Consider the following 20,493-nt stretch of genomic DNA (forward strand, 5'->3'; position numbering starts at 1 on the left):
CCACCCACCGCATGCGAAACGCGCAGCCCGATTAAGCGGCACCGCTTCCCGGGATTTTGCTGTCACCTGCGTGCACGGCCAAGTGCCCGCGGAGGAAGTCCAAGGCGGCATGCACGCGGCGCGGTGGCGTCGTGGCCGGTGCCAAGACCGCACTGATCGGATTTACTGGCAGTTTGTCGGCTATAGGAACGTAGCTGACAGGAAGGTCATCGGATGTAGTGCGGATCGTCGGGACGGTGTTGACGAACGAATAGCAAAGTCCCCGCGCGACCATGGAACGTATGGTCTCCATGCTGGCGCTGGTCCAGCGCACTCGCGGCTCCAAGCCAACCGACTGGATGAGGGCCACCACACGGTCCACGGTCGGCGGGATATTCACCAGTACCAGCGGTTCCTCGATGACGTCTTTGAGCCACACCTGGTCTGCGTTCGCGTATCGATGATTGGCGGCGAACATCAAGTGCTGACGCGTCCCGCCGAGAGTTACCTTTCTCAGGTGCGGACCCGCCTGCATCGCATAGATCAAACCGAAGTCCAGCGTGCCGTGGGCGACTGCCTGCTGCAGTTCGTCCGGGTACAGCTCGGAAAAGTCGACCTCGACCAGGGGGTAGTTCTCGACGAAGTACTCCAGCAGGGGGGGAATCGTCCGGGGCGAGATCGTGCCTGTTACGCCGATGCGCAGGGGCCCGCGCATCTCCTCAACACCACCGCGGACAGCATCTGCCAATTGACTGGACAGAAGCATGAGGTGCCGGCCGCGGGCGATGAGCTCCTCGCCGGCGGCGGTGGGAACGACCCGCTTGGAACGCGTACGAAGCAGCAATTCGACTCCGAGTGCTTTCTCCAGTTGCGCGATCGCCATCGACACAGCCCCTTGGCTGACGTGTCGGGCCTCTGCAGCAGCGGTAACAGAGCCGTGATCGGCGATGGCAACAAAGTATTCAAGCTGGCGAAGTGTGAATTCGGACATTTATTTCCCTGATGGATGAATTCGTAGTCCCTAAGTATGGGTGATGGAGCAGAGTGCCGTCACCGGATTGGAAGAAAAAATACATGTATAAGACACAGATCGTCGCACTGGGAACCGCCGGAGGACCGCGATGGTGGAAGGTTGATGGAAAGGCGACCGAACGCACCGGAATTTCGACCGCAATCGTTGTAGAGGACGGCTTCTATCTAGTGGATTGCGGCCATGGTGTAGGACGACGACTGAGCGAGGCCAATCTGGAGCTTTCCCGGTTAAAGGGCATCTTCATCACGCACCTTCATTCCGACCATACGGTCGACCTGGCTTCGCTGGGGATATTCGGACTGTACGAGCTCGCACACCGGGCCGGGAACCCCGTGCCCATTATTGGACCGGGGAACCGCTCGGTGCTGCCGCCGGTCTCGCCTCGGGCGCAGGTGCCGCCGACTCCCATCGCCCCCCACTCGCCCACCCCCGGGACACGTGAAATGTTCGAGCAGCTAATGTTCGCGCACGCCACCGACCTCAATGACAGGATCCTAGACAGTTTGCGCCCCTCGCCGCTGGATCTGTTCGATGCACAAGACATCGAGATTCCGGTTGCCAGCGGTTACCACCCCAACGACAACCCGACACCTGACATGGAACCGTTCAAGGTCTTCGAAGACGGTGCAGTTAAAGTCATGGCAACGCTCGTACAGCACCCACCTGTCGCCCCTGCGTTTGGATTCCGTTTCGAGACCGCTAACGGTTCGGTTGCGTTCTCGGGCGACACGACGTACACACCGAATATGGTGAGGCTTGCCCGGGACGTCGACCTGCTCATGCATGAAGCCCTGGATTTTGACTACATTGACATGCTCTATGCCGGCCGGACGGATGAGGTATCCGTCGCTTCCCGCGACCATCATTACAAGTCTCATACGTCCGTTCAGGACGCTGCCCGTATTGCCGAGAAGGCAGGAGCAAAGCAACTGGCTCTGCACCATTTGGTGCCTGGGATGGGTTGGGAAGGGGTGACGGACCAGGCAAGGGAGTATTACTCCGGCACCTTTCATGTACCGGCTGATCTCGACGTGATTACCTTGCGCCCGTAACCCGCCTACCCAGGCGGGTCACCGCCGTCGTCCGCTCACTGGTTCGTCCTGTCGCTGGCTGTTCAGGGCCTTCTGCCCCAACGTGGAGTGTGGGAGGCCCTGAACATCCCTAGAACGGGTACTGCGCGTGCCCGTTCTGCTGGATGGTGATCCAGCGCTCCTCGGTGAACGAATTGATGCCGGCTTGCCCGCCGAACTTGCCGTAGCCCGACTCCTGGATGCCGCCGAACGGGGCCATCGGTTCATCCAGCACCGGTTGGTCGTTGACGTGGCCAATGCCGGTCTTGAGCCGCTGCGCCACCTCGATGCCCTCGGCCAGGTTCTCCGTGATGACACCGGAGGTCAGGCCGTAGTTCGTGTCGTTCGCCAGCTTCACCGCCTGTTCCGGGCCGTCCACCTCCATGATGGTGGTCGCCGAACCGAAGATCTCCTCGTCGTAGATCCGCATCTCCTCGGTGATCCCGGAGAGCACCGTCGCGGGCACCACGGCTTGGGCCGCCTTCCCGCCGCCGGCCAGCACCGTCGCGCCCTTGGACACGGCGTCGTCGATCAGTGCGTACTGCCGGTCCGCCGAGGCCTGGGTGACCTGCGGTCCGATCACCGTGTCCTGCTTCATCGGGTCCCCGGTGGGCAGCGTGGCGACTTTCTCCGCGAACCGGCTCGAGAACTCCTCGGAAATGCTGCGGTCCACGATCACGCGGTCCACCGACATGCAGATCTGCCCGGCGTTCATGAACGCGCCGAAGGTCGCCGCCTGCACGGCGTAGTCGACGTCCGCGTCTTTGAGCACCATCAGGGAGTTCTTGCCGCCGAGCTCAAGCACCGCAGGCTTCAGGTTCTGCGCCGCGAGCGTGCCGATGATGCGTCCCACCTTGGTGGAACCGGTGAAGTTCACGTTGCGCACGCGGGGGTCGGAGATCAGGGTGCTCACCACATCGTTCGCGTCCGCCCGGTCATTCGTGATGACGTTCAGCACCCCAGCGGGCAGGCCCGCGTCCAGCAATGCGTCCGCCAGGAACAGGCCGCAGGCCAGCGGCGCGTCCTCGCTGGGCTTGAGCACCACGGTGTTTCCGACGGCCATCGGGATGGCCATGGCCCGCATGCCCAGGATGAACGGCGCGTTCCACGGAGACAGCGCCGCTACCACGCCGTAGGGCTGCCGGACGGAGAACGAGAACTTGCCGGGCAGGTCGGTGGCCAGCACGTCGCCACGAGGTGCGGTGGTGGCTGCCGCTGCCGCGCGCAGGATGTTGGCGGCCAGCTGGACGTTGAAACCGGCCCAGACCGCCACACCACCCACTTCGCCGGCCATCAACTCGATGCCCTGCTGCATCCGGTCTTCAAACAGGTCGGCAGCTTTCAGGAAAATCTTCGCCCGCTGGGTGGGAGGCGTCGCGGCCCACGCGTCGAAGGCCGCCGACGCCGCGTCGACCGCTCGCGTGACATCTTCCGGTCCGGCGGCCGCGACAGTGGCGAAGGCTTCGCCCGTGTAGGGGTTGATGTCCTCGGTGGTCTTGCCGGAGGCTGCCGGGACGTGCTCGCCGTTGATGATCAACTCACGTGTGATGGGCATGGCGCTCATTCCTTTCCGAAGTGGCTGGGCCACGCCGCCGGCCACAGCCGAAGCGCCGGCCGTCCCCGCGGCCCGGATAAGGCGGAGCCTACTCCCGCCGTCGTGCTCGGACAATGGCCGCCCTGTTGCAGGGGAGAACGGCCCGGATCAACGACGGCCGTGATGCTCCCCACTCTTCAAGGCGCCAAGGCACAGGAAAGCGGTGCGATCGAGGCCATTTTGTTCCTGCCGATGTACTCCCCACCGCCCTCGACTGCGCCTGAATCCGGAGCAGGAAGCCGGTGTCATTCGGTGACTCTCAGGTTATCCACAGGTAAATTTCAGGGCTTGGACAGTTATCGAACCGTTATGTACTGTTTTCAACACATCGGCGATCATCCGCTGATGTCCTCGGAGGGTATTGCCTAGCTCTGCCAGCCTTTCCGGGTTCGTTCGCTAGACATCTGGCAGAGGCGGGGGACCCACTTTCCGGGCCCCTCTTGGGGCTCTTGGGGTTAAGCCGTACGGAGTGCATACCGCGCTGCCGCACGGCCGGGTGACTCCCACCCGAACCCGACAGCTTACCTCGCAGGCATTGGGAGAGGTATCTTCTTGCTGCTCAAAAACAATCGCGCACGCCACCGTGCCACCCCGGTCCGCAACACCACCGTGGCCGGTCTGTCCCACGCCGTCTCATCCCGCGCCGGCACCGTCGGCCGCGGCGCCGCCGTGGTCACGGCCGCCGGTGGCCTGATGCTGGGTGCCGGCCTGCCGGCCAACGCTGCCGCCGATGTCACCGTCCCGACCTACGGTGCCGCCGACGTAACCGGCACCGTTGCCGCTCCGGCCAACGCCGGCTTCGAGGTGGAGCGCGCTTCGGTTACCAGCTCCACTGCCGACGCCGGTGCCACCACGCACACTGTGGTCGCAGGCGACACCGTCGGCACGATTGCCGCCCAGTACGGCAAAAATGTGCAGGACGTGCTGGCCATCAACGGCCTTGGCGCTTACTCCATCATTTACCCGGGCGACCAGATCGCGCTGACCGGATCCGCGCAGTCCGGTGGCGGCCAGGCAGCCCAGGGCAACGGCGGAGCCGCTACGACCCTGGCTGCGTCGACAGACGCCGCGACGGTCTCGCTGGCCAGCGCCGACATCAAGCCCGCCTCCACCAGCGGAAACCAGAGCATCGTGGACATCGCCATGTCCGGTCAGGGCACGCCGTACGTCTGGGGCGGCACCTCCACCGCCGGCTGGGACTGCTCCGGCTTCACTCAGTGGGTCTACGCCCAGGCTGGCGTCGACCTGCCCCGCCTCAGCCAGCACCAGGGCAGCGCCCTGACCCCGACCAGCAACCCGAAGCCGGGCGACCTGGTGGTGCAGAACGGCGGCGGCCACACGGGCATCTACTTGGGCGACGGCAAAATGATCAGCGCCCTGAACCCGAGCCAGGGCACCATGGTGCACGACGTGAACGCCATGCCCGTTACCGGTTACTACACGATGTAACCACCCCTCATGCCCCTGGAACGGCCATTCCCCCCAACGGCAGTTCCAGGATCACAGGGAAGCCTCGTCGGCCATGCGCCGGCGGGGCTTCTCCTCTTTTAACGCGCCGCAGGACTTCGCCTCCTCGTATCACGCGGCGGGCTTCTCCTCTTTAAGGGGACCCGATTGGGAACTCTTCACGCTGCGCCCTCCCCCGCCGGTCGGAGGTTTTCTCCCGGCGGCGAGCATCGGCGTCGTTGTTTATTTGCGGTTGCCGCGCTCTGGGAATAGGAGTCAGCGGGGGCAGGTTAAGCTACTACTCTGCCGTAGGCTCGGCGTTCTAGGGCTATTTCCGGCCGCCCGCAACAGCACGAACTCCACCCGAGGATTCTCCCGTGAATAAAGAACCGTCGACGAAAAGAGCCTCGGCGCAACCCGGATCAGCCAACGGCGGAGGGTTGACGGCTGACGAATCGCGCCGAAACCGCCGCGTGATTGGCATCCTGTTGGTCTCTGCGTTCGTGGTGATCTTGAACGAGACCATCATGTCTGTGGCGCTGACCGAGTTGATGGATGACCTGGGCATCAGCGCCCGCGCGGCCCAGTGGCTGACCACGGCGTTTATGCTGACGATGGCGGTGGTCATTCCGGTGACCGGTTTCCTTTTGCAGCGTTTCACCACGCGTCAGGTTTTCACTGCTTCGATGGCGCTGTTCTCCGCGGGCACCCTGCTGGCCGCGCTGGCTCCGGGGTTCGAGGTGCTGCTGGTGGCCCGCGTGGTCCAGGCATCGGGCACGGCGATCATGATGCCGCTGCTGATGACCACGCTGATGAACCTCGTACCGGCCGAAGACCGCGGCAAGACCATGGGCAACGTCTCGATTGTCATTTCGGTGGCGCCGGCCATCGGCCCGACCATTTCCGGCATCATCCTCAACACCCTGTCCTGGCGCTGGATGTTCTGGTTGGTCCTGCCGATCGCACTGGGCATGCTGGCGGTCGGCAACCGGCGGATCCAGAACGTGACCGAGCCCCGGCCGGTGCCGCTGGACCTGCCGTCCGTGGCGCTCTCAGCCATCGGTTTCGGCGGGCTGATCTACGGCCTCAGCCAGGTCGGCTCCGGGCACGGAACAACGACGGCGGGGCCCGCTTCGGGTGCCGCCATGTGGGCTGCGTTCGCAGTCGGCGGTGTGGGACTGCTGGTATTCCTGCTGCGCCAGGTTCGCCTGCAGCGCTCGGACAGGGCGTTGCTGGACCTGCGGACGTTCCGCTCCGGCAACTTCTCCGTGTCCGTTGGGCTGATGGCTGTCAGCATGGCCGCACTGTTCGGCACCATCATTTTGCTCCCTATATATATGCAGCAGGTCCTGGGGCTCGAGCCGCTGCAGGTCGGGTTGATGCTGCTGCCGGGCGGGCTGTTGATGGGCCTGCTGGCCCCGCCCGTTGGACGGCTCTATGACAGGTTCGGCCCCAGGGTGCTGCTGGTGCCGGGGACGACGGTGGTCAGCGCCGTGCTCTGGTTCTTGTCCACGGTCAGCGAGAACACCGCCCCGCTGACACTGCTGGCGGCGCACATCGTGCTCAGTGTGGGCCTGGCGCTGCTGTTCACGCCGCTGTTTTCCGCAGGTCTCGGCTCGGTGCGGCGGCAGCTGTACTCGCACGGAAGCGCCGTCATCGGCACCGTGCAGCAAGTGGCCGGGGCAGCGGGCACCGCCATGTTCGTCACCGTCATGTCCATGCAGGCAGGTGTTCTTTCCGCCGAAGGTGCGGCATCGACGACGGCGGTGGCGGGCGGAGTGCGGATGGCTTTCCTGACTGGCGCCCTCATCTCGATCATTGCCGTGGTAGCCGCGTTCTTCATCCGGAAACCGGTGGAGGAGCCCGCCGAGGATGCGGCGGCCCTGGAAGGCGCGCCCGTCGCCGGCTGAAAGCGGAGGTTCTTCGCCCGGGATCTGAAGCGGGAGGCCCGCCGCGCTGGAGCGTGAGGCCCGGCCGGAGCTGGAGCGTGAGGCCCGGCCGCACCTTGCCGGGTCGAGGTCCCTCTGGAGCTCGAGGTCTGGCGGCACGAGGCCTGGCGGCATGAGCCGCCCGAGGTCCGGCCGCACCTTGCCGGGTCGAGGTCCGGTCGCACTCAGTCGGTCGAGGTCTGACTGGACGCAATGAGAACGCCTGATCTCGACCCCCTTGCCCGACTATCATCCACTTCTTCTCCACAGAAAGCCCCACGAACTCTTCATCCACATACCAGCCCTTGCTTCTCCCACCCTGTTCGGGGGCTTCATAGGCTGTATCTATGGCCATTGAGGTGCTGGATGAGGCTCCGGGAGCAGGGCAGGATGATTCCGCCCTGCTGGGCCGGATCCGTGCGGAGGTCATTGAACTGAATAATCGCCTTCGGAACGACGGGCTGACACGCAGTACCAAGTCGGTGGCCCAGACGGCGGCACAGGTTGAAGAACTGGCCAGCATCGTTGGCCAAACGCAGCTGATCGTGGCCGGCATCATCAAGGCGCAGAACATAGCCGCCGTCGGAGAAACGGACAAGCCGCATGACCCCGAGGAACCGAATCGCCGTATGCGCGGCGCCTACAAAACGAACGAAGACTATCTGCGGGCGAAGCTGGGCATTCCGCGGCAGGAGGCCGCTCGACGGTTCCAACTCGCGGAAGCCACCGAAGCCCGGCCGGCGCCTCAGGGCAAGCCTGTTGCGCCGCCCAGGCTGCCGGTGCTCGCACGTGCAATGGATGAAGGAATGGTCTCCGGCCAGGCCGCAACTCTGATCCGGAAGGCTGTCGACAGGCTGCGTCGCACCGCCGACCCCGGACAGCTCCGCGAGATGGAAGAGGCACTGGTTCAGCATGCCTCCGATTACGACACCGATTCGTTGAGGCTGCTGATCCGGCACTGGGAGGGCGGCCTCAACCCAGCCGGTGCCGACCTCGGGCCTGCCGAGCTCAAAGCACGCCAGGGCCTGTTCTACCGCGGGCGGCGCAACGGCCTGCACTGCTACGAAATTAACGCCACCGATGAGCAGAACGAGGTACTTGCAACCGTTTACAACACCGCCACAAACCCCCGCTTGAGGGAAGGGACGGCCACAGCCGGGACAGTAGGGTTTGAAGCGGTTGACGCACCCGGCACAGACTCTCAGTTGAACGGCGCCACCGATAACGCCGATGACTTCGTCACCACAGACGCTCAGGACAACGGACCGGACGCTTTAGTTAGCCAGACGGCAGAGGACGGGCGTACCCGCCAGCAGAAGCAGCTCGACGGACTCATTGGTGCCTGCAAAGTCGCTCTCACCACGGACCTGCTGCCAGCCGCTGGCGGTCGCCGCCCACAGCTTCTGGTCACCATCGACTACAAGGACCTGGCAGCCGAAGTTGGACGTCCGGGCACCAGCACCTTCTCCGGACCGCTGAGCGCCAAGACCATTAGGCGGATAGCCTGCGATGCCGACATCATCCCGGTGATCCTCTCCGGCACGGGTGCGATTTTGGATGTTGGCCAATCCCAGCGGCTGTTTCCGAAGTACATGCGGCTGGCGATCACTGCCAGGGACGGAGGTTGTGCCTTCCCCGGCTGTACAGCGCCCTCTCCTTGGACGGAAGTGCATCACATCCAGTGGTTTGAGAAGGGTGGTCCGACCTCTGTCGATAATGGCGTCTTGGTCTGCGGGTACCACCATCATCTGCTGCATCAAGGAGATTGGCGGGTCGAGGTGAGCAAGGGCGTGGCTTGGTTCGTACCGCCGCTCAGTGTCGACCCGGCTCAAAAGCCGCTCCGCAACCACGTGTGGTTGAAGGACGCGCGGCTGCCCGAACGCCTGCCGGAGCCGGCGGCGGTGGGCTCAGGCTCCGGTCAGTGCGGCGGCCCTTCACCTGGTGGAGGCCTATTAGACTCTGACGCGGCGGTCCTCAGGACGCCGGTCCGCCCTTCGGGTTCGCTGGAGGTCCCGGTGCAGTCGGAACTCGATATCGGGATGGACAGCACCGCGGGAGCCATTGCGCCCGGCAGAAGTTCCAGTCCATTTGACGGTTGGCCGGCCCAGCCTGAAACTCCCCCGTTCTGACAGCTGGCGTTGTCGCCGGCCCCCCGCGCCGCAGTCGGCCTAAAGGCTTTCCCATTCCGCGCAAGAGCGGTTGGGAGTAGCCCGGCGGTTGCCTAACTACCCAGCGCCGTTGTTGTCGCAGGCTTGCTGCATGGAGGCCATGGCGTCTGCCGGGATCTGGTCGCCGGATTCGGCGATCTGCGACATCGGGCCGGTGATCTCGGCGGGAACGCCGGCTGCTCCTGCTGCGGAAACCAGGCCCGCGAGCATCTCCTGTTCCTCTGCACCGATGCTGCCGTCCTGAATCGGGGCGCACACCTGCTTTACTGCTTCCCCGACCGCTGCGTTGGCCATGTTGGACGCGGCTTGATTCACGGCCTCGGAAGCAGAGCTGGCGGCTTGGTCGACGGCGTCGGAGGCGGCCTGTTCGACCTGTGCACACCCGGTAGCAAGCAGAGCGACCAGTGGCAGCATGAGCAGTGCGGAGTTTCGACGAATCACCCTGCAACTTTACTATGCCGCGGTTGGGTTCCTGTGCGGGGTCAGGGCTGGGGGGTAGCCCCGTGCGGACAACACCGGGCGCAAACTTGGCGCGGGCAAGAGCGGGCGTGACGACCGAGCACATAGCGTGGACTGCAGATCTGGCTCGTGCGTCGACGACGCGGTCGGCGTCGCCGGGTTGCCCCTAGGGTCCGCCGTGTACTTGCCGGCGTGCTTCAACACCTCCGCCGATCCGTGCCCAACCCGAGCGGTCATCCGCGGCGAGACCGCACTCACCGGGGCCTGCGTCAAGGGTAGTCAGCCAGCGGGGCCGTGGCTACGCTGGCAAAGAGGCACAACCTCACGGAGGAATCCAGATGGGCTTTGACCAGTATCACGAACCTGCCGCTGAGCTCTCCGCCGAGACGCGGACCTTTGCGCGGATGTGCGCCAACCTGACAGAGGAAGCCGAGGCCATCGGCTGGTACGAACAACGGATGTCGCTGGAGAAAGACCCGGAATCTGTCGCCATCATGGAGGATTCCCTGGCCGAGGAGTTCAAACATTTCAGCATGGACTTGGAGTTCCTGCTTCGGCGGAAGCCTAAATGGCGGCAAATTGCCCGGGGCACCTTGTTCCAAGGCGGCGATATCGTGGCCAACGGCGGAGCGGCCGAGGCGGCAGCGGCGGCCGGTACAGGCCCGGAGCTGCCGATTCCAGTCTCTGCCCATGGGCCCGCTGGCTGCTCTCCGTCGGGGGCGGAAACTCGTACGTACCCTCGCCGCGGGCCGGCCGGTTCTGATTCGTCGCTGGGAATCGGCAGCCTCAAGGAGGACTTCTCATGACCATGAATCACCTGCTGCGCGAGCATGCCCCAATTTCCGACGGTGGGTGGACGCTGTTGGACCGGGAAGCCAAGGAGCGACTCACCGTTGCCCTCGGCGCCCGCAAGATGGTGGATTTCGCTGGTCCATTCGGCTGGGAGTATTCGGCCACAAACCTTGGACGCACCGAAAGCATCACGGGCCCGGCACTGGCCGACGGCGTGACGACGCGACGGCGCGGGGTGCTTCCCTTGGTAGAGGTGCGGGCACCTTTCAAGGTTTCCCGGTTGGAACTGCTTGACCATGACCGCGGTGCGGCCGATGTGGACCTGACGGACTTGGCCGAGGCGGCAATGCAAATTGCCATCGCAGAGAACGCGGCCGTATTTCACGGCTGGAGACAGGTGGGCATTGAGGGGGTCACGAGCGCCACCCCGCATTCGCCGGTGCCTCGCGTGGCTGACTTCAATGACTACCCCAAGCGCATTGCCAAGGCTGTCTCGGCCCTGCTCCAGGCCGGCATTGGAGGTCCGTTCGGCCTGGCACTCGGCCCCGGGCATTACACCGCCGTAGTAGAGGCGACCGAGCGCGGTGGCTATCTGCTGTCCGAGCACCTGCGCAAGTTGCTGGGTGGTCCGATTGTCTGGGCGCCCGGAGTCCGCGGGGCCATAGTGATGAGCCTGCGCGGCGGGGACTTCCTGTTTGAATCCGGCCAGGACCTCTCGGTTGGCTACGACCGGCACGATGAGGAGTTCGTCTACCTGTACATCGAGCAGTCCTTCAGTTTCCGGGTGGCCACGCCGGAAGCCGGGATCCATCTCACCGGCAGTGACGGCTAGGGCAGCGGAACCGGACCGCATTCCGCCGAGGCCTGAACGGGTGCACCCGCCCGACGGAACCGGGGGCAAGGCCCTGCGGAGACCAGACCATCGCACGAGCCCTGCGGAAGGGCGTCCACAGGAGTCAGCGCAGCGACAAGCGGTCACCGAACAAGCGCGCAGCCAGCCGATGGGTTACCGCGGCCGTTGAAGATGCCGGCCATTGGCCGTCACCCGACTCCATGCCTAGATTGGGATGGACCACACCGAAAGGAACCCCATGTCACGCATTGCCATTTTCGGAGGCCACGGCAGGGTCGCGCTGCACCTGTCCCGCATCCTCACCGCGCAGGGCCACGAAGTCAGCTCCATCATCCGCAACCCGGACCACGTCTCCGATGTCCGGGACACCGGAGCCGGGCCGGTGATCGCCGACGTCGAGAAGACGACCACCGACGATCTAACAGACCTGCTGCGCGGCCACGACGCCGTCGTCTGGTCGGCGGGCGCAGGCGGAGGCAATCCTGCCCGGACCTATGCGGTGGACCGGGACGCGGCCATCCGGTCGATGGACGCAGCCGTGGCGGCCGGGGTGCAGCGCTACATCATGGTGTCTTATCTGGGGGCCGGCAAGAACCACGGAGTGCCGGAGGACCACGCGTTTTTCCCGTACGCAGATGCCAAGGCCGCCGCGGACGACTACCTGAAGTCCACGTCGCTGGACTGGACGATCCTGGGTCCGAGCTCGTTGACGTTGCAGCCCGCGACCGGGAAGATCCAAGCCGGCCCGGGCACTCCTGGCGGTGAAGTGAGCCGCGAAGACGTGGCAAGGGTGGCGGCCGAAGTACTCGCGGTGCCTGCGACGGCAGGCAAGGTAATCGAGTTCATTAACGGCGGCACGCCGATCAGCGAGGCCGTCCGAAGCGTGTGAATTAACCACAGAACCCCGCGCCGGTCTCGGCGCGGGGTTCGGAAGGTTGAGGATTTAGCCTTCGCAGTCGCGGCAGTACTTCTCGCCGTTCTTTTCGCGGGCTACTTGACTGCGGTGACGGACGAGGAAGCAGGAGCCACAGGTGAATTCGTCCTCACGGGGAGGAACAACCTGGACCACCAGTTCTTCACCGGAGAGGTCGGCACCGGGCAGATCGATGCCCTCGGCGGTGTCCGAATCTTCGACGTCGATCAGCGCCGTCTTCGCACCGCCGGAGCGCTGAGCCTGAAGGGCTTCGAGCGACTCATTATTGTTGTCGTCGTCCTTGTTGCGCGGTGCGTCGTAATCGGTTGCCATGCGGGTTTAAAACTCCTGAAGCTCTCGTTGTTTTGACCTATCTGCGAGCGCCCATCATAGCCGCTCTTCCAAAGATTTCAACATCGATCAACAACGTCTCACACACGGCCATAATTCCCGTTCCCCCGCGCCGTTGCTCGCGGGCCCCGAGCCGAATGACACCGTTGTGAGCAAGGCCACTGCCTGAGGTCGAGGGGCGCCAATTGCGAGGGGATTAACCAGTCACAACCGAGGGGCCGACCAGCCACCGGCAGTAGTCCGCTCAGTTACTGCCAGCAAGCCGCCCGCAAGGGGCAATCAGCCGGTGCCACAGATCCCTCATCAGGGACTGTCAAGGACTCCGTTAGAGAACCGCCAGCGGGCCAACAGCGGCCACGGTCGCCACGGCAGCCGCCCAGCAAAGCAGGATGACCACAGCGAACCCGGCCAGCCAGAGCGCGGCCGGCACGCCGGTCCGCCGCGCCATGATGAACGCGTCGGAATTGGCCAGTTGGTGCCGGCGCCGGGTGTGCACGCTCAGCAGATTCAGCCAGTCCCGCACAGCTCCCACCAGAAGCCCGACACCGATGGCGAGCGTCAGGTGCCCGAGCAATTCCACCGGCGCGAACCACACCAGCAACTGAGCGCCCACCGCCAAGCCCACGGCGATGACGACACCCTCGAGGTTCCGGATGAACAAGACCGTGGCCAGCAGCAGCAGCGCACTGACGGACAGGGCGGCACCGGACCAGCCGACGAACGCGGTCCACACCAACACCGCCCCGACCAGCGCGGGCACCGGGTATCCCCAGAAGCCGGTCCAGGCAGCCGATGCCCTGCCCGCCCCGCGGCTGATCATGGCGCCGGATTGGTCGAACCGCAAATGGATGCCGCGCACCAGCCGCCCCGTGGCCAGCGCCGCGAACGCGTGCCCCAACTCGTGGACCGCTGTGACAAACAACCCGAAATAGCGCCAGCTGGCCCGGGGCACTGACAACAGCAGCGCCACACCAAGGATGAGCGACAACTCCAGCACTCCGGTTTCGAGTGGTTCACCGCGCATGAAGCCGGCGGTGATCCGCGTCCACCATTCGGCGGCGAATTGCTGCAGCAAGGTTCCTCGTTTCATCCGTGACTACGCGATATAACTAGACCACATCGCCGACCACCGGAGAGCTCCCGCATGGACAAGCTGGATTTCAAGAACTACCAGAAGGAGCTGTACGCCCCGGGCAAGGATTTCCAGCTGGTCACCGTGCCACCCATGCGGTTCCTGCAGGCGGACGGTCACGGCGATCCAAACACGACAGACGGGTACGCCCAGGCGGTCGAGGCCTTGTACGCAGTCTCCTACACGCTGAAGTTTGCCAGCAAGAAGCAGGTCGGTCGCGACTTCGTTGTGGGTCCGCTGGAAGGCCTTTGGTGGGCGGAGGATATGACCGCCTTCACCCGACGGGCCAAGGACGAGTGGTCCTGGACACTGATGATCCGCCAGCCTGACTGGCTGGAACCGGAACACATTGAAGACGCAAGGCGCCAGGCGGCAGCCAAAAAGGGTCTTCCGGCGGTGGAATCGCTCCGGCACGGGTGGCTGGACGAAGGGCTGAGCGTCCAGGTCATGCATGTTGGTTCGTACGACGACGAAGGACCGGTTTTGGCCCGGCTGAGGGATGAATTCCTGCCGGCCAACAAGTTGGAACCAAACGGGCACCACCACGAAATCTATCTCGGCGACCCACGCAAGACCGAACCGGCCAAGCTCAAGACAATCCTGCGCCAACCGGTGCGGGGTACCTGAGCGGCCGCCAATCGGCATGCCCTGTGCGATCTGGGCTGGGGACGGACCGGACGGATTGCGCGGTTCCGGCCACCTAAATGGATCGCCATGGTACTGCCCGCCTGCTGCCCTCAACCCGAGAGCCGAAAGTTGACACTTCAACATAATTGCTGGCAATATTTGATTGAAGCGTCAAGTTATTGATGCTTATCGCTCGTTCCAGACGGCCGATCCAATGACCATCGAAACGGTGAAAACATCATGACTAATTCCGCTTTGACCACCACTGCACGCACAGTTCTTCGCGTCGTCCTGGGCTTCCTCTTCGTCGCCCACGGCTGGCAGAAGTTCAACGAATGGACCATCGCCGGCACCCAGGCCTCCTTCGGCCAGATGGGCGTCCCGGCCGCCGACGTCGCCGCACCGATCGTGGCCGGCCTGGAGCTCGGCGGCGGCATCGCCCTGATCCTCGGCCTGCTGACGCGGCTCGTGGCAGCCCTGTTGACGCTGGACATGCTCGGCGCCCTGGTGCTCGTCCACGCTCCCGCCGGCGTCTTCGTGGACGGCGGCGGCTACGAACTGGTGCTGCTGCTCGGCGCCGCATCGCTGGCGCTGGCGCTGGTTGGCCCCGGCCGGATCTCGGTGGACCGCGCCGTTTTCGGCAAGACCAAGCTGGCTCCCCTGGCCTAACCTCTCAGGTGGCCCGGCGTCAGCTCGCCGGGCAACCGCCGAAACGGGCGGACACCGAAACGGGCAGGCGCAACCGAAAGGCTGCACCTGCCCGTTTCGCTGCCCCCGGCCGCAACCGTTCGCAGCACACCTCCCGCAAGTGCGGTGTGCGGCGAGCAGCGGCGGTGTTTTCGTTGGCCGAACAAATCCGGCCCCGTGGCCCACATGGCACGGCGGCTGGATGCCCTCAGCCCGTCCGCGCCGGGCACGCAGCGGTGTAACGTCAGGCGGCCATCAGAATGGGCGGCGGCCCGCCTTGAGCGCCCCCGCCCAGTTGCCTGCCCGCGTCCATCGGGGCATGCGGCACCAGATCCCGGTCGGCCAGGCCTACCGAACGCAGGCCGGCGTGGTCAGCACACAGCAGGCCCCGGTCGCTTAGGCCTACAGAACGCAGGCCGGTGGGGTCTGTACGTTGCAGGCGCCGGTCGGCGAGGTCTCCAGGGGTCATTTCCAGTGCCAGGGGTGGCAGCGCGGTCGCACTGTCTACAGAGCCGGAATTGCCTGGGTGGGACGGTGCCGTTTCCCGGCGGTTCGATTCCTGCTGCGCCTCTGCAGAGGGCCGCAGGGCCGGTGGCCTGGCCAGCACGGTCCTTCCTTCGAGCGCCGCCAGTTCACGATGCACTGCTGCCAGGAAGGCGGCCAGTCCCGAGCCCAGCGACGCACAGACCGCCGCAAGGATCTCGGAGGAGGCCTCCTTGCGTCCTCGTTCTATCTCCGACAGGTACTGAAGGGACACGCCGGCCCGGCTGGCCACGTCGTCGAGGGTGCGCTGCTGACGACGGCGCTCCTTGCGCAGGACCGCCCCGTAGATGTCGCGGAGCAATGGTGGTGGCCCTGAACCTGGCCCACGGTGAAGCTTTTGAAGTTCGAGCACGACGCGACTCCCTTCTGGCTGCTTCCATCGTAGGAAGCTGCTTGGCCGGCGTCAGCAGGGTCTGCTCAGGGCAGAAAGCGCCAACGTTGTGCTTGCTGGGCGCCGCCGCGCGTACCGGTCAGGAGGGCATCATGCTCCCCTAGGGTGGTAGTGGTCTTGGATCGGCGGCGTGCTCGCAGATTCAGCCGATCGGCGGCGTGTTCTGCAGCTCCGGCCGATCAGCGGGCTGTTGGGCAGTTCCAGTCGATCGGCGGCGTGTTCGCAAGTTTCAGTCGATCAGCCGCGCGGACCCTTGTAGGGTGGCGGCATGGCACCTCTACGACCCATCGGTTATTGGCTGAAGCTCGTTGACCGGCTGCTCGACGAGCAGTTTGTCGAGACCATGGAGGAACACGGCATCACCCGCCGGCAGTGGCAGATGATGAACCTGCTGGCGGACAAGCCGTCTACGGCCGCTGAACTCGCGGAAGCTCTGGGGCCTTTCATTCCCGAGGCCGAGGGCGAAGGACCCCAGGAACCGGTCGAAGAACTTGTGGAAAGCGGCTGGGTCAGCGCCGAGGACGGGCACTATGCGCTGACCGATACCGGGCGGGCAAGCCTTGCCTCACTCGGCGAGGTGGTCGACCGCACGCGCGCCCGCATGGCCGAGGGCATCAGTGAAGAAGAATATGCGGCCGCCCTTGACGTGCTGGAACGGATCGCCCGCAACCTCGGTTGGGAGGGTTAGGGAAGACGACGACGGCGGCCCGCTGGCACCGTCAAGGAGGACGACGCGGCCCGGCCGCAGAGCCACGGCAGACGACGGCAGTCCGGCCGTACCGCCAGGGAAGACGACGGCGGCAGCCCGGCTGCAAGCGGTTTGGGCGCTCCCCGCCCGCGGTCGCGGGACTCCCCGAGCCGACCGGCCGCTCCGCGGGATTAGCCAGCCCATCGCCGTCGTCGTTTCAGCGGAAGTTCGACTCGCCCAGGTAGGGCTTCAGGATCGCTCGCTGGCGCTCATTCAGGCGCAGCAGCCGGCCAGTGTCCGTGTGGAAGAAGGCGAGCGTGGTTTCCGCCAGCACGCATTGCTCGGTGGTTACCGGGTCCATGATCCGGTACGCGATGGTCAGGCTGGCGCCCTTGATCGCGCTGATCCAGACCTCCACGTGCGCCGGGATGTTGCGGTAACTGAGCGGCCGGACGTACTTCACCCGGTGTTCCGCCACCAGAGCCTGGGTGGATTCGGGCAGGTCGGAGAAGACCGGCAGGTCCACCTCGAGCCCGGGGCCGCCGGTGCCGGCGGGAGGCCCGAACGCGTGGATGCGCGCTTCCTCCAGGATCCGCAGGATTTCCACATTGTTGATGTGCCCGTAGGCATCCATGTCGCCCCAGCGCATCGGCACGTTGCAGGTGAGGCGCTGGTCGGAAGGTGTCTGAGTCATCGCCCGATTTACTTTACCGGCCGTTTACGCGGGGGAAACTGTTTGGCATTCCGGATCGTGGACCCTATAGTGGGAGGGCGCCACAGGGTGTGATGCGCAACACAGGTCTCATGATGAACACATACAAAACAGAAGATACAGCCAGCAACACTGTGGGATTCGACGTTTGGGTGGACGTCGAACTGCACGTAGATACCCAGCTGGGACTCATCCAGTTCTGCCTCGAGGGTGAACGCGTCCTGGGTTGGTCCGACGACATTGACGCCATCGCTGCGGCTGCCGCGGATTCCGGCGGCGCCGCCCAGTGGTGCGAAAAATACTCCAAGCTCCTGGTGCCGAGTTCGCGCAAGGGGGCGGGCAACCGCTTCTTCACCGTGGCCCGCATGGATCAGGAGAACGACGACGACGAGGACCGGCCGGCAGCCTGACGCCTGGCCCGCATCGGGTTCATTTGCCTGCGCGTGGACATCAGGCCGTTCGGGGACGCATGCGCCACCCCCGCTTGCCATGTGACGTCGCCGTCGCCGCGCCGACTGCGGACATGGTTACCATGAAGCCGTGCCTACTTCTTCACCCTCGCCCCGCCCGGAACGCAGCAAACTCGCCAGTAAACTGCTGCGCGGCGGCACCGAGCCCGACCCGCGGTTCACGCTGGCCAACGAGCGCACGTTCCTGGCGTGGATCCGCACGTCGCTGGCCCTCCTGGCGGGCGGCATCGCGGTTGAGGTTTTCACCGGCGGCGTCCTCGTCCCGGAAATCCGCAAGACCATCGCCATCATCCTCCTGGTCTTGGCCATGGCGATAGGCGGCGGCTCGTTCTTCCGCTGGCTCAACGTGGAGCGGGCCATGCGGCATAAGACTCCCCTGCCGCTGCCGCTGATTGCCCCGATCCTGGCCATTGGCGGCGGTGTGGTGGCGGCACTGCTGGTGGTCTTCGTCGTCCTGCGGCCGTCCTGATGCGACGCGCCCGTTCCGAGCCAGAACACCACGACGCCGGCCTGCAGCCCGAACGCACCTCCCTGGCCTGGAGCCGGACCACCCTGGCCATGATCGTGGCAACAGCCATGTTCCTGCGCTGGATGCCGGAATACGGCGGGTTCACCGGGACTCTTGTGGCCGTGGCGTTGTGCACGGCGTTCGGCATCTACATCACGCAGAAGCTCCGGTACCGGCGTGCGGTCTCCGGCGTGGCCGACGAGAGGATCCACGCCGACGCCGCCGCTGCCGCCTGGGTTGCCGGCAGCGTGGTGGTGCTCGGCGCGCTCGGCATCTATGCCGTCCTGTTTTTGGACTGAACCACGACGACGTTGCACGCGCGGCGTGACGTCTGGGGCGGCACTGGCGACTGTCGGCAAAGTGAGCCGCGGCGGTGAGCAGCGGGCGGCTGCGCCGGATTCAGGCCAAAGCGTCGCGGTAGACCCAGCGGCCGTCCTCGCGCACAAACGTGCTCTTTTCCTGTTGCGCCCGGTTCTGGCCGCCATCGCGGTAGGTGGCGCGGAACTCCACGGTGCCCGCGCGGTCGGATTCGCCGCCGCGGACGGTCTTGAGAATCTCCAGTCCGGTCCAGTGCAGGGCGGGGTCCAGCTCAAGCTGGGCGGGCCGCGTTTCCGGATGCCAGGTTCGCAGCAGATAGTCGGCGTCGCCGGCGACGAAAGCCGTGTAGCGCGACCGCATCAGGGCTTCCGCTGTCGGCGGCTCGGCATCGCCGCGGTGGAACGGCCCGCAGCATTCGCCGTACGGCCGGCCGCTCCGGCAGGGACAAGGCGTCGTCGTCGTCAGGGCGGGCTGCGCGCCACCCCGGGTTCGTGTGTGCCGCATGGTCAGTGGGACAGCTGCAGGGCAGCCGCGTAAATGTCCGGCAGGTTGTCATTTCGGCCGGCCTCGCGCCGGGCCACCCAGACCTCGAACGCAACCCGGACCACCGCCGCGCAGGTCTCGAACGCGAGCCTGATCTGAAGGTCGCTGACCCCGTCACGGCCGAACCGGTCCGTCAGGGCGTCCACCAGCCCGGTTGTCCGGGTGGCGTTGTGCTTGAGCATGGCCGCTTTAAGCAGGGGCTCCTTGCGGATGAGCTGGTTGACCAGCAACATGCGGCGCGCTGCGGGAGCGTCGTTGTCCGCATACGCCTGCATCACCTCTTGGTAGACGCGCTCAAGCTCTTCGCGCGGGTTGCCGGCCGGATCGATCGTGAGCAGCCCGGCCTCGAGCGCGGCGTCGAAATCCTGGTGTGCCGGCAGCGCGGCTTCTTCCTTGCTGGTGAAGTACCGGAAGAACGTGCGCTGGGAGATCCCGGCGGCGTGGGCGATGCCGTCCACAGTTGTGGCATCCACGCCGTGTTCCTGGAACAAATGCAGCGCAGCCTCGCTGATTTCCGTCCGGGTCTGGCGCCGCCGTCGCTCCCTCAATCCGGGTGCAGCGACAGGGAGCTCAGCCGTGGTCGGGCCGGGCACATCGGTTCTGGAAGCGCCGCTGGTCGGCGTTTTCTGTGGCATAGCAGCTTCCAAGATACCCCATATTTGAGTATTCGCTGCCAATGTGGCAGTATCTGCCATAATGGCATGAAAGGGCATCAATGAACATTAAAGTTGGCGACACCCTCGTCTACCCCCCACACGGCGCTGTTACCGTGACCGATCTCCGGACCCGTCCGTTCAAGGACTGCCAGACCAAGTTCGTGCAGTTCCGCGCACACCATGACGGACTGCTCATCGAACTGCCGCTGGGCAACGCGGAAACGGTCGGCGTACGCAAGGCCATCAGCAAAAAAGGCGTCAAGGATGTCTTTGCGATCCTGAAGGCGAAGGTGCCGGAGGATCAGGAAAACTGGTCACGCCGGTTCAAGGCCAACCAGGAAAAGATCAACAGCGGCGACATCTACCGGGTCAGCGAAGTGGTCCGCGATCTCTCGCTCCGGGCAATCGAACGCGGCTCCTCGGCGGGTGAAAAGCACCAGCTTGAACAGGCCATGCGGATCCTGTCCTCGGAGCTTGCCCTGGCCGAAAAGACTGACAACGAAACGGCGCGGGCCATGATCGAAGCCGTTTTCGGTCCGCTTGAGGCCACCGTATAACAGGCGGCCTCAAGCGGAATAACGTTCGGGCGCTGCCCAGTGACGAAACGACGGCGCCCCACTCCACCAGGAGTG

The 20,493-nt window shown here is 65.1% G+C and carries 23 protein-coding genes and 1 riboswitch; of the genes, 14 read left to right on the forward strand and 9 right to left on the reverse strand.

Annotated elements, in window-relative coordinates:
- Nucleotides 1-31: 31 nt before the first annotated feature.
- Entirely contained in the window at nucleotides 32-970 is a 939-nt protein-coding gene (locus AC5RVS_RS11860; RefSeq protein WP_494108277.1) for a LysR family transcriptional regulator, read from the reverse strand.
- A gap of 83 nt (nucleotides 971-1,053) precedes the next feature.
- Between AC5RVS_RS11860 and AC5RVS_RS11865 the strand changes: the two genes are divergently transcribed.
- On the forward strand, nucleotides 1,054-2,064 hold the full coding sequence (locus AC5RVS_RS11865; protein WP_494108278.1) for an MBL fold metallo-hydrolase: 1,011 nt from the start codon (nucleotides 1,054-1,056) through the stop codon (nucleotides 2,062-2,064).
- Between the two features lie 109 nt (nucleotides 2,065-2,173).
- Here the strand turns inward: AC5RVS_RS11865 and AC5RVS_RS11870 are convergent, their stop codons facing one another.
- Nucleotides 2,174-3,637, reverse strand: coding sequence for an aldehyde dehydrogenase family protein (locus tag AC5RVS_RS11870; RefSeq protein ID WP_494108279.1), 1,464 nt, complete (start codon nucleotides 3,635-3,637; stop codon nucleotides 2,174-2,176).
- A 423-nt stretch (nucleotides 3,638-4,060) separates the two neighbouring features.
- Nucleotides 4,061-4,225: riboswitch (cyclic di-AMP (ydaO/yuaA leader) on the forward strand.
- A 3-nt stretch (nucleotides 4,226-4,228) separates the two neighbouring features.
- Between AC5RVS_RS11870 and AC5RVS_RS11875 the strand changes: the two genes are divergently transcribed.
- From AC5RVS_RS11875 to AC5RVS_RS11885, 3 genes are all read left to right on the forward strand, one after another.
- On the forward strand, nucleotides 4,229-5,125 hold the full coding sequence (locus AC5RVS_RS11875; RefSeq protein WP_494108280.1) for a C40 family peptidase: 897 nt from the start codon (nucleotides 4,229-4,231) through the stop codon (nucleotides 5,123-5,125).
- Nucleotides 5,126-5,499: 374 nt separating this feature from the next.
- Entirely contained in the window at nucleotides 5,500-7,032 is a 1,533-nt protein-coding gene (locus tag AC5RVS_RS11880; protein WP_494108281.1) for an MDR family MFS transporter, read from the forward strand.
- Between the two features lie 563 nt (nucleotides 7,033-7,595).
- Nucleotides 7,596-9,179 carry an HNH endonuclease signature motif containing protein gene (locus AC5RVS_RS11885; RefSeq protein WP_494108282.1) on the forward strand — a complete coding sequence of 528 codons (1,584 nt, stop codon included), beginning with the start codon at nucleotides 7,596-7,598 and terminating at the stop codon, nucleotides 9,177-9,179.
- 96 nt (nucleotides 9,180-9,275) lie between these two features.
- Here the strand turns inward: AC5RVS_RS11885 and AC5RVS_RS11890 are convergent, their stop codons facing one another.
- Nucleotides 9,276-9,659, reverse strand: a complete 384-nt coding sequence (locus AC5RVS_RS11890) for a hypothetical protein (protein WP_494108283.1) — start codon at nucleotides 9,657-9,659, stop codon at nucleotides 9,276-9,278.
- Between the two features lie 356 nt (nucleotides 9,660-10,015).
- Between AC5RVS_RS11890 and AC5RVS_RS11895 the strand changes: the two genes are divergently transcribed.
- The 3 genes from AC5RVS_RS11895 (at nucleotide 10,016) to AC5RVS_RS11905 (ending at nucleotide 12,211) form a co-directional block, all read left to right on the forward strand.
- Nucleotides 10,016-10,483 carry a ferritin family protein gene (locus AC5RVS_RS11895; protein WP_493987699.1) on the forward strand — a complete coding sequence of 156 codons (468 nt, stop codon included), beginning with the start codon at nucleotides 10,016-10,018 and terminating at the stop codon, nucleotides 10,481-10,483.
- Nucleotides 10,480-11,301 (forward strand): family 1 encapsulin nanocompartment shell protein, encoded by an 822-nt coding sequence (locus AC5RVS_RS11900; protein ID WP_494108284.1) that lies wholly within the window; start codon nucleotides 10,480-10,482, stop codon nucleotides 11,299-11,301. Before AC5RVS_RS11895 ends, AC5RVS_RS11900 begins: the two co-directional genes overlap by 4 nt.
- A gap of 259 nt (nucleotides 11,302-11,560) precedes the next feature.
- Nucleotides 11,561-12,211 (forward strand): SDR family oxidoreductase, encoded by a 651-nt coding sequence (locus AC5RVS_RS11905; RefSeq protein ID WP_493987697.1) that lies wholly within the window; start codon nucleotides 11,561-11,563, stop codon nucleotides 12,209-12,211.
- Nucleotides 12,212-12,265: 54 nt separating this feature from the next.
- Here the strand turns inward: AC5RVS_RS11905 and AC5RVS_RS11910 are convergent, their stop codons facing one another.
- Both AC5RVS_RS11910 and AC5RVS_RS11915 read right to left on the reverse strand, forming a co-directional pair.
- Nucleotides 12,266-12,568: a DUF4193 domain-containing protein gene (locus AC5RVS_RS11910; RefSeq protein ID WP_493979582.1), complete on the reverse strand. Its 303-nt coding sequence runs from the start codon at nucleotides 12,566-12,568 to the stop codon at nucleotides 12,266-12,268.
- A 343-nt stretch (nucleotides 12,569-12,911) separates the two neighbouring features.
- Nucleotides 12,912-13,661 carry a M50 family metallopeptidase gene (locus AC5RVS_RS11915; RefSeq protein ID WP_494108285.1) on the reverse strand — a complete coding sequence of 250 codons (750 nt, stop codon included), beginning with the start codon at nucleotides 13,659-13,661 and terminating at the stop codon, nucleotides 12,912-12,914.
- Nucleotides 13,662-13,730: 69 nt separating this feature from the next.
- Between AC5RVS_RS11915 and AC5RVS_RS11920 the strand changes: the two genes are divergently transcribed.
- Together AC5RVS_RS11920 and AC5RVS_RS11925 are read left to right on the forward strand one after the other, a co-directional pair.
- Entirely contained in the window at nucleotides 13,731-14,345 is a 615-nt protein-coding gene (locus AC5RVS_RS11920) for a GyrI-like domain-containing protein (protein ID WP_494108286.1), read from the forward strand.
- Nucleotides 14,346-14,585: 240 nt separating this feature from the next.
- Nucleotides 14,586-15,014, forward strand: a complete 429-nt coding sequence (locus AC5RVS_RS11925; protein WP_494108287.1) for a DoxX family protein — start codon at nucleotides 14,586-14,588, stop codon at nucleotides 15,012-15,014.
- 262 nt (nucleotides 15,015-15,276) lie between these two features.
- On the opposite strand, the gene AC5RVS_RS11930 is transcribed toward AC5RVS_RS11925, so the two are convergent.
- Nucleotides 15,277-15,876 carry a helix-turn-helix domain-containing protein gene (locus AC5RVS_RS11930; protein ID WP_493987693.1) on the reverse strand — a complete coding sequence of 200 codons (600 nt, stop codon included), beginning with the start codon at nucleotides 15,874-15,876 and terminating at the stop codon, nucleotides 15,277-15,279.
- A gap of 358 nt (nucleotides 15,877-16,234) precedes the next feature.
- Here AC5RVS_RS11930 and AC5RVS_RS11935 point away from each other — a divergent pair, with 358 nt between their 5' ends.
- A complete protein-coding gene (locus AC5RVS_RS11935; protein ID WP_494108288.1) occupies nucleotides 16,235-16,654 on the forward strand; it encodes a MarR family winged helix-turn-helix transcriptional regulator in 420 nt (139 codons plus the stop codon).
- A 217-nt stretch (nucleotides 16,655-16,871) separates the two neighbouring features.
- Here the strand turns inward: AC5RVS_RS11935 and AC5RVS_RS11940 are convergent, their stop codons facing one another.
- Nucleotides 16,872-17,348, reverse strand: a complete 477-nt coding sequence (locus AC5RVS_RS11940) for an acyl-CoA thioesterase (protein WP_494108289.1) — start codon at nucleotides 17,346-17,348, stop codon at nucleotides 16,872-16,874.
- 110 nt (nucleotides 17,349-17,458) lie between these two features.
- Between AC5RVS_RS11940 and AC5RVS_RS11945 the strand changes: the two genes are divergently transcribed.
- The 3 genes from AC5RVS_RS11945 (at nucleotide 17,459) to AC5RVS_RS11955 (ending at nucleotide 18,643) form a co-directional block, all read left to right on the forward strand.
- Nucleotides 17,459-17,776, forward strand: a complete 318-nt coding sequence (locus AC5RVS_RS11945) for a hypothetical protein (protein WP_494108290.1) — start codon at nucleotides 17,459-17,461, stop codon at nucleotides 17,774-17,776.
- Nucleotides 17,777-17,906: 130 nt separating this feature from the next.
- Entirely contained in the window at nucleotides 17,907-18,305 is a 399-nt protein-coding gene (locus tag AC5RVS_RS11950; protein ID WP_493987689.1) for a YidH family protein, read from the forward strand.
- Nucleotides 18,305-18,643 (forward strand): DUF202 domain-containing protein, encoded by a 339-nt coding sequence (locus AC5RVS_RS11955; RefSeq protein WP_493987688.1) that lies wholly within the window; start codon nucleotides 18,305-18,307, stop codon nucleotides 18,641-18,643. Before AC5RVS_RS11950 ends, AC5RVS_RS11955 begins: the two co-directional genes overlap by 1 nt.
- Nucleotides 18,644-18,743: 100 nt before the next feature.
- Here AC5RVS_RS11955 and AC5RVS_RS11960 read toward each other — a convergent pair whose 3' ends face one another.
- A complete protein-coding gene (locus AC5RVS_RS11960) occupies nucleotides 18,744-19,166 on the reverse strand; it encodes a YchJ family protein (protein ID WP_494108291.1) in 423 nt (140 codons plus the stop codon).
- A 2-nt stretch (nucleotides 19,167-19,168) separates the two neighbouring features.
- Complete coding sequence (locus AC5RVS_RS11965) at nucleotides 19,169-19,918, reverse strand: TetR family transcriptional regulator (RefSeq protein WP_494108292.1); 750 nt, start codon at nucleotides 19,916-19,918, stop codon at nucleotides 19,169-19,171.
- Nucleotides 19,919-19,920: 2 nt separating this feature from the next.
- On the opposite strand from AC5RVS_RS11965, the gene AC5RVS_RS11970 reads away from it, so the two are divergent.
- Nucleotides 19,921-20,418, forward strand: a complete 498-nt coding sequence (locus tag AC5RVS_RS11970; RefSeq protein ID WP_493987686.1) for a CarD family transcriptional regulator — start codon at nucleotides 19,921-19,923, stop codon at nucleotides 20,416-20,418.
- The last annotated feature ends 75 nt before the right edge of the window (nucleotides 20,419-20,493 follow it).

Source organism: Arthrobacter sp. Y3221048 (assembly GCF_059092685.1).

Excerpts from the sequence above, each read along its gene's own strand:
- AC5RVS_RS11860 (WP_494108277.1), bottom strand. The coding sequence starts at position 970 with ATGTCCGAATTCACACTTCGCCAGCTTGAATACTTTGTTGCCATCGCC.
- AC5RVS_RS11865 (WP_494108278.1), top strand. The coding sequence starts at position 1,054 with ATGTATAAGACACAGATCGTCGCACTGGGAACCGCCGGAGGACCGCGA.
- AC5RVS_RS11870 (WP_494108279.1), bottom strand. The coding sequence starts at position 3,637 with ATGCCCATCACACGTGAGTTGATCATCAACGGCGAGCACGTCCCGGCA.
- AC5RVS_RS11895 (WP_493987699.1), top strand. The coding sequence starts at position 10,016 with ATGGGCTTTGACCAGTATCACGAACCTGCCGCTGAGCTCTCCGCCGAG.
- AC5RVS_RS11900 (WP_494108284.1), top strand. The coding sequence starts at position 10,480 with ATGACCATGAATCACCTGCTGCGCGAGCATGCCCCAATTTCCGACGGT.
- AC5RVS_RS11905 (WP_493987697.1), top strand. The coding sequence starts at position 11,561 with ATGTCACGCATTGCCATTTTCGGAGGCCACGGCAGGGTCGCGCTGCAC.
- AC5RVS_RS11910 (WP_493979582.1), bottom strand. The coding sequence starts at position 12,568 with ATGGCAACCGATTACGACGCACCGCGCAACAAGGACGACGACAACAAT.
- AC5RVS_RS11920 (WP_494108286.1), top strand. The coding sequence starts at position 13,731 with ATGGACAAGCTGGATTTCAAGAACTACCAGAAGGAGCTGTACGCCCCG.
- AC5RVS_RS11925 (WP_494108287.1), top strand. The coding sequence starts at position 14,586 with ATGACTAATTCCGCTTTGACCACCACTGCACGCACAGTTCTTCGCGTC.
- AC5RVS_RS11935 (WP_494108288.1), top strand. The coding sequence starts at position 16,235 with ATGGCACCTCTACGACCCATCGGTTATTGGCTGAAGCTCGTTGACCGG.
- AC5RVS_RS11940 (WP_494108289.1), bottom strand. The coding sequence starts at position 17,348 with ATGACTCAGACACCTTCCGACCAGCGCCTCACCTGCAACGTGCCGATG.
- AC5RVS_RS11945 (WP_494108290.1), top strand. The coding sequence starts at position 17,459 with ATGATGAACACATACAAAACAGAAGATACAGCCAGCAACACTGTGGGA.
- AC5RVS_RS11955 (WP_493987688.1), top strand. The coding sequence starts at position 18,305 with ATGCGACGCGCCCGTTCCGAGCCAGAACACCACGACGCCGGCCTGCAG.
- AC5RVS_RS11960 (WP_494108291.1), bottom strand. The coding sequence starts at position 19,166 with ATGCGGCACACACGAACCCGGGGTGGCGCGCAGCCCGCCCTGACGACG.
- AC5RVS_RS11965 (WP_494108292.1), bottom strand. The coding sequence starts at position 19,918 with ATGCCCTTTCATGCCATTATGGCAGATACTGCCACATTGGCAGCGAAT.
- AC5RVS_RS11970 (WP_493987686.1), top strand. The coding sequence starts at position 19,921 with ATGAACATTAAAGTTGGCGACACCCTCGTCTACCCCCCACACGGCGCT.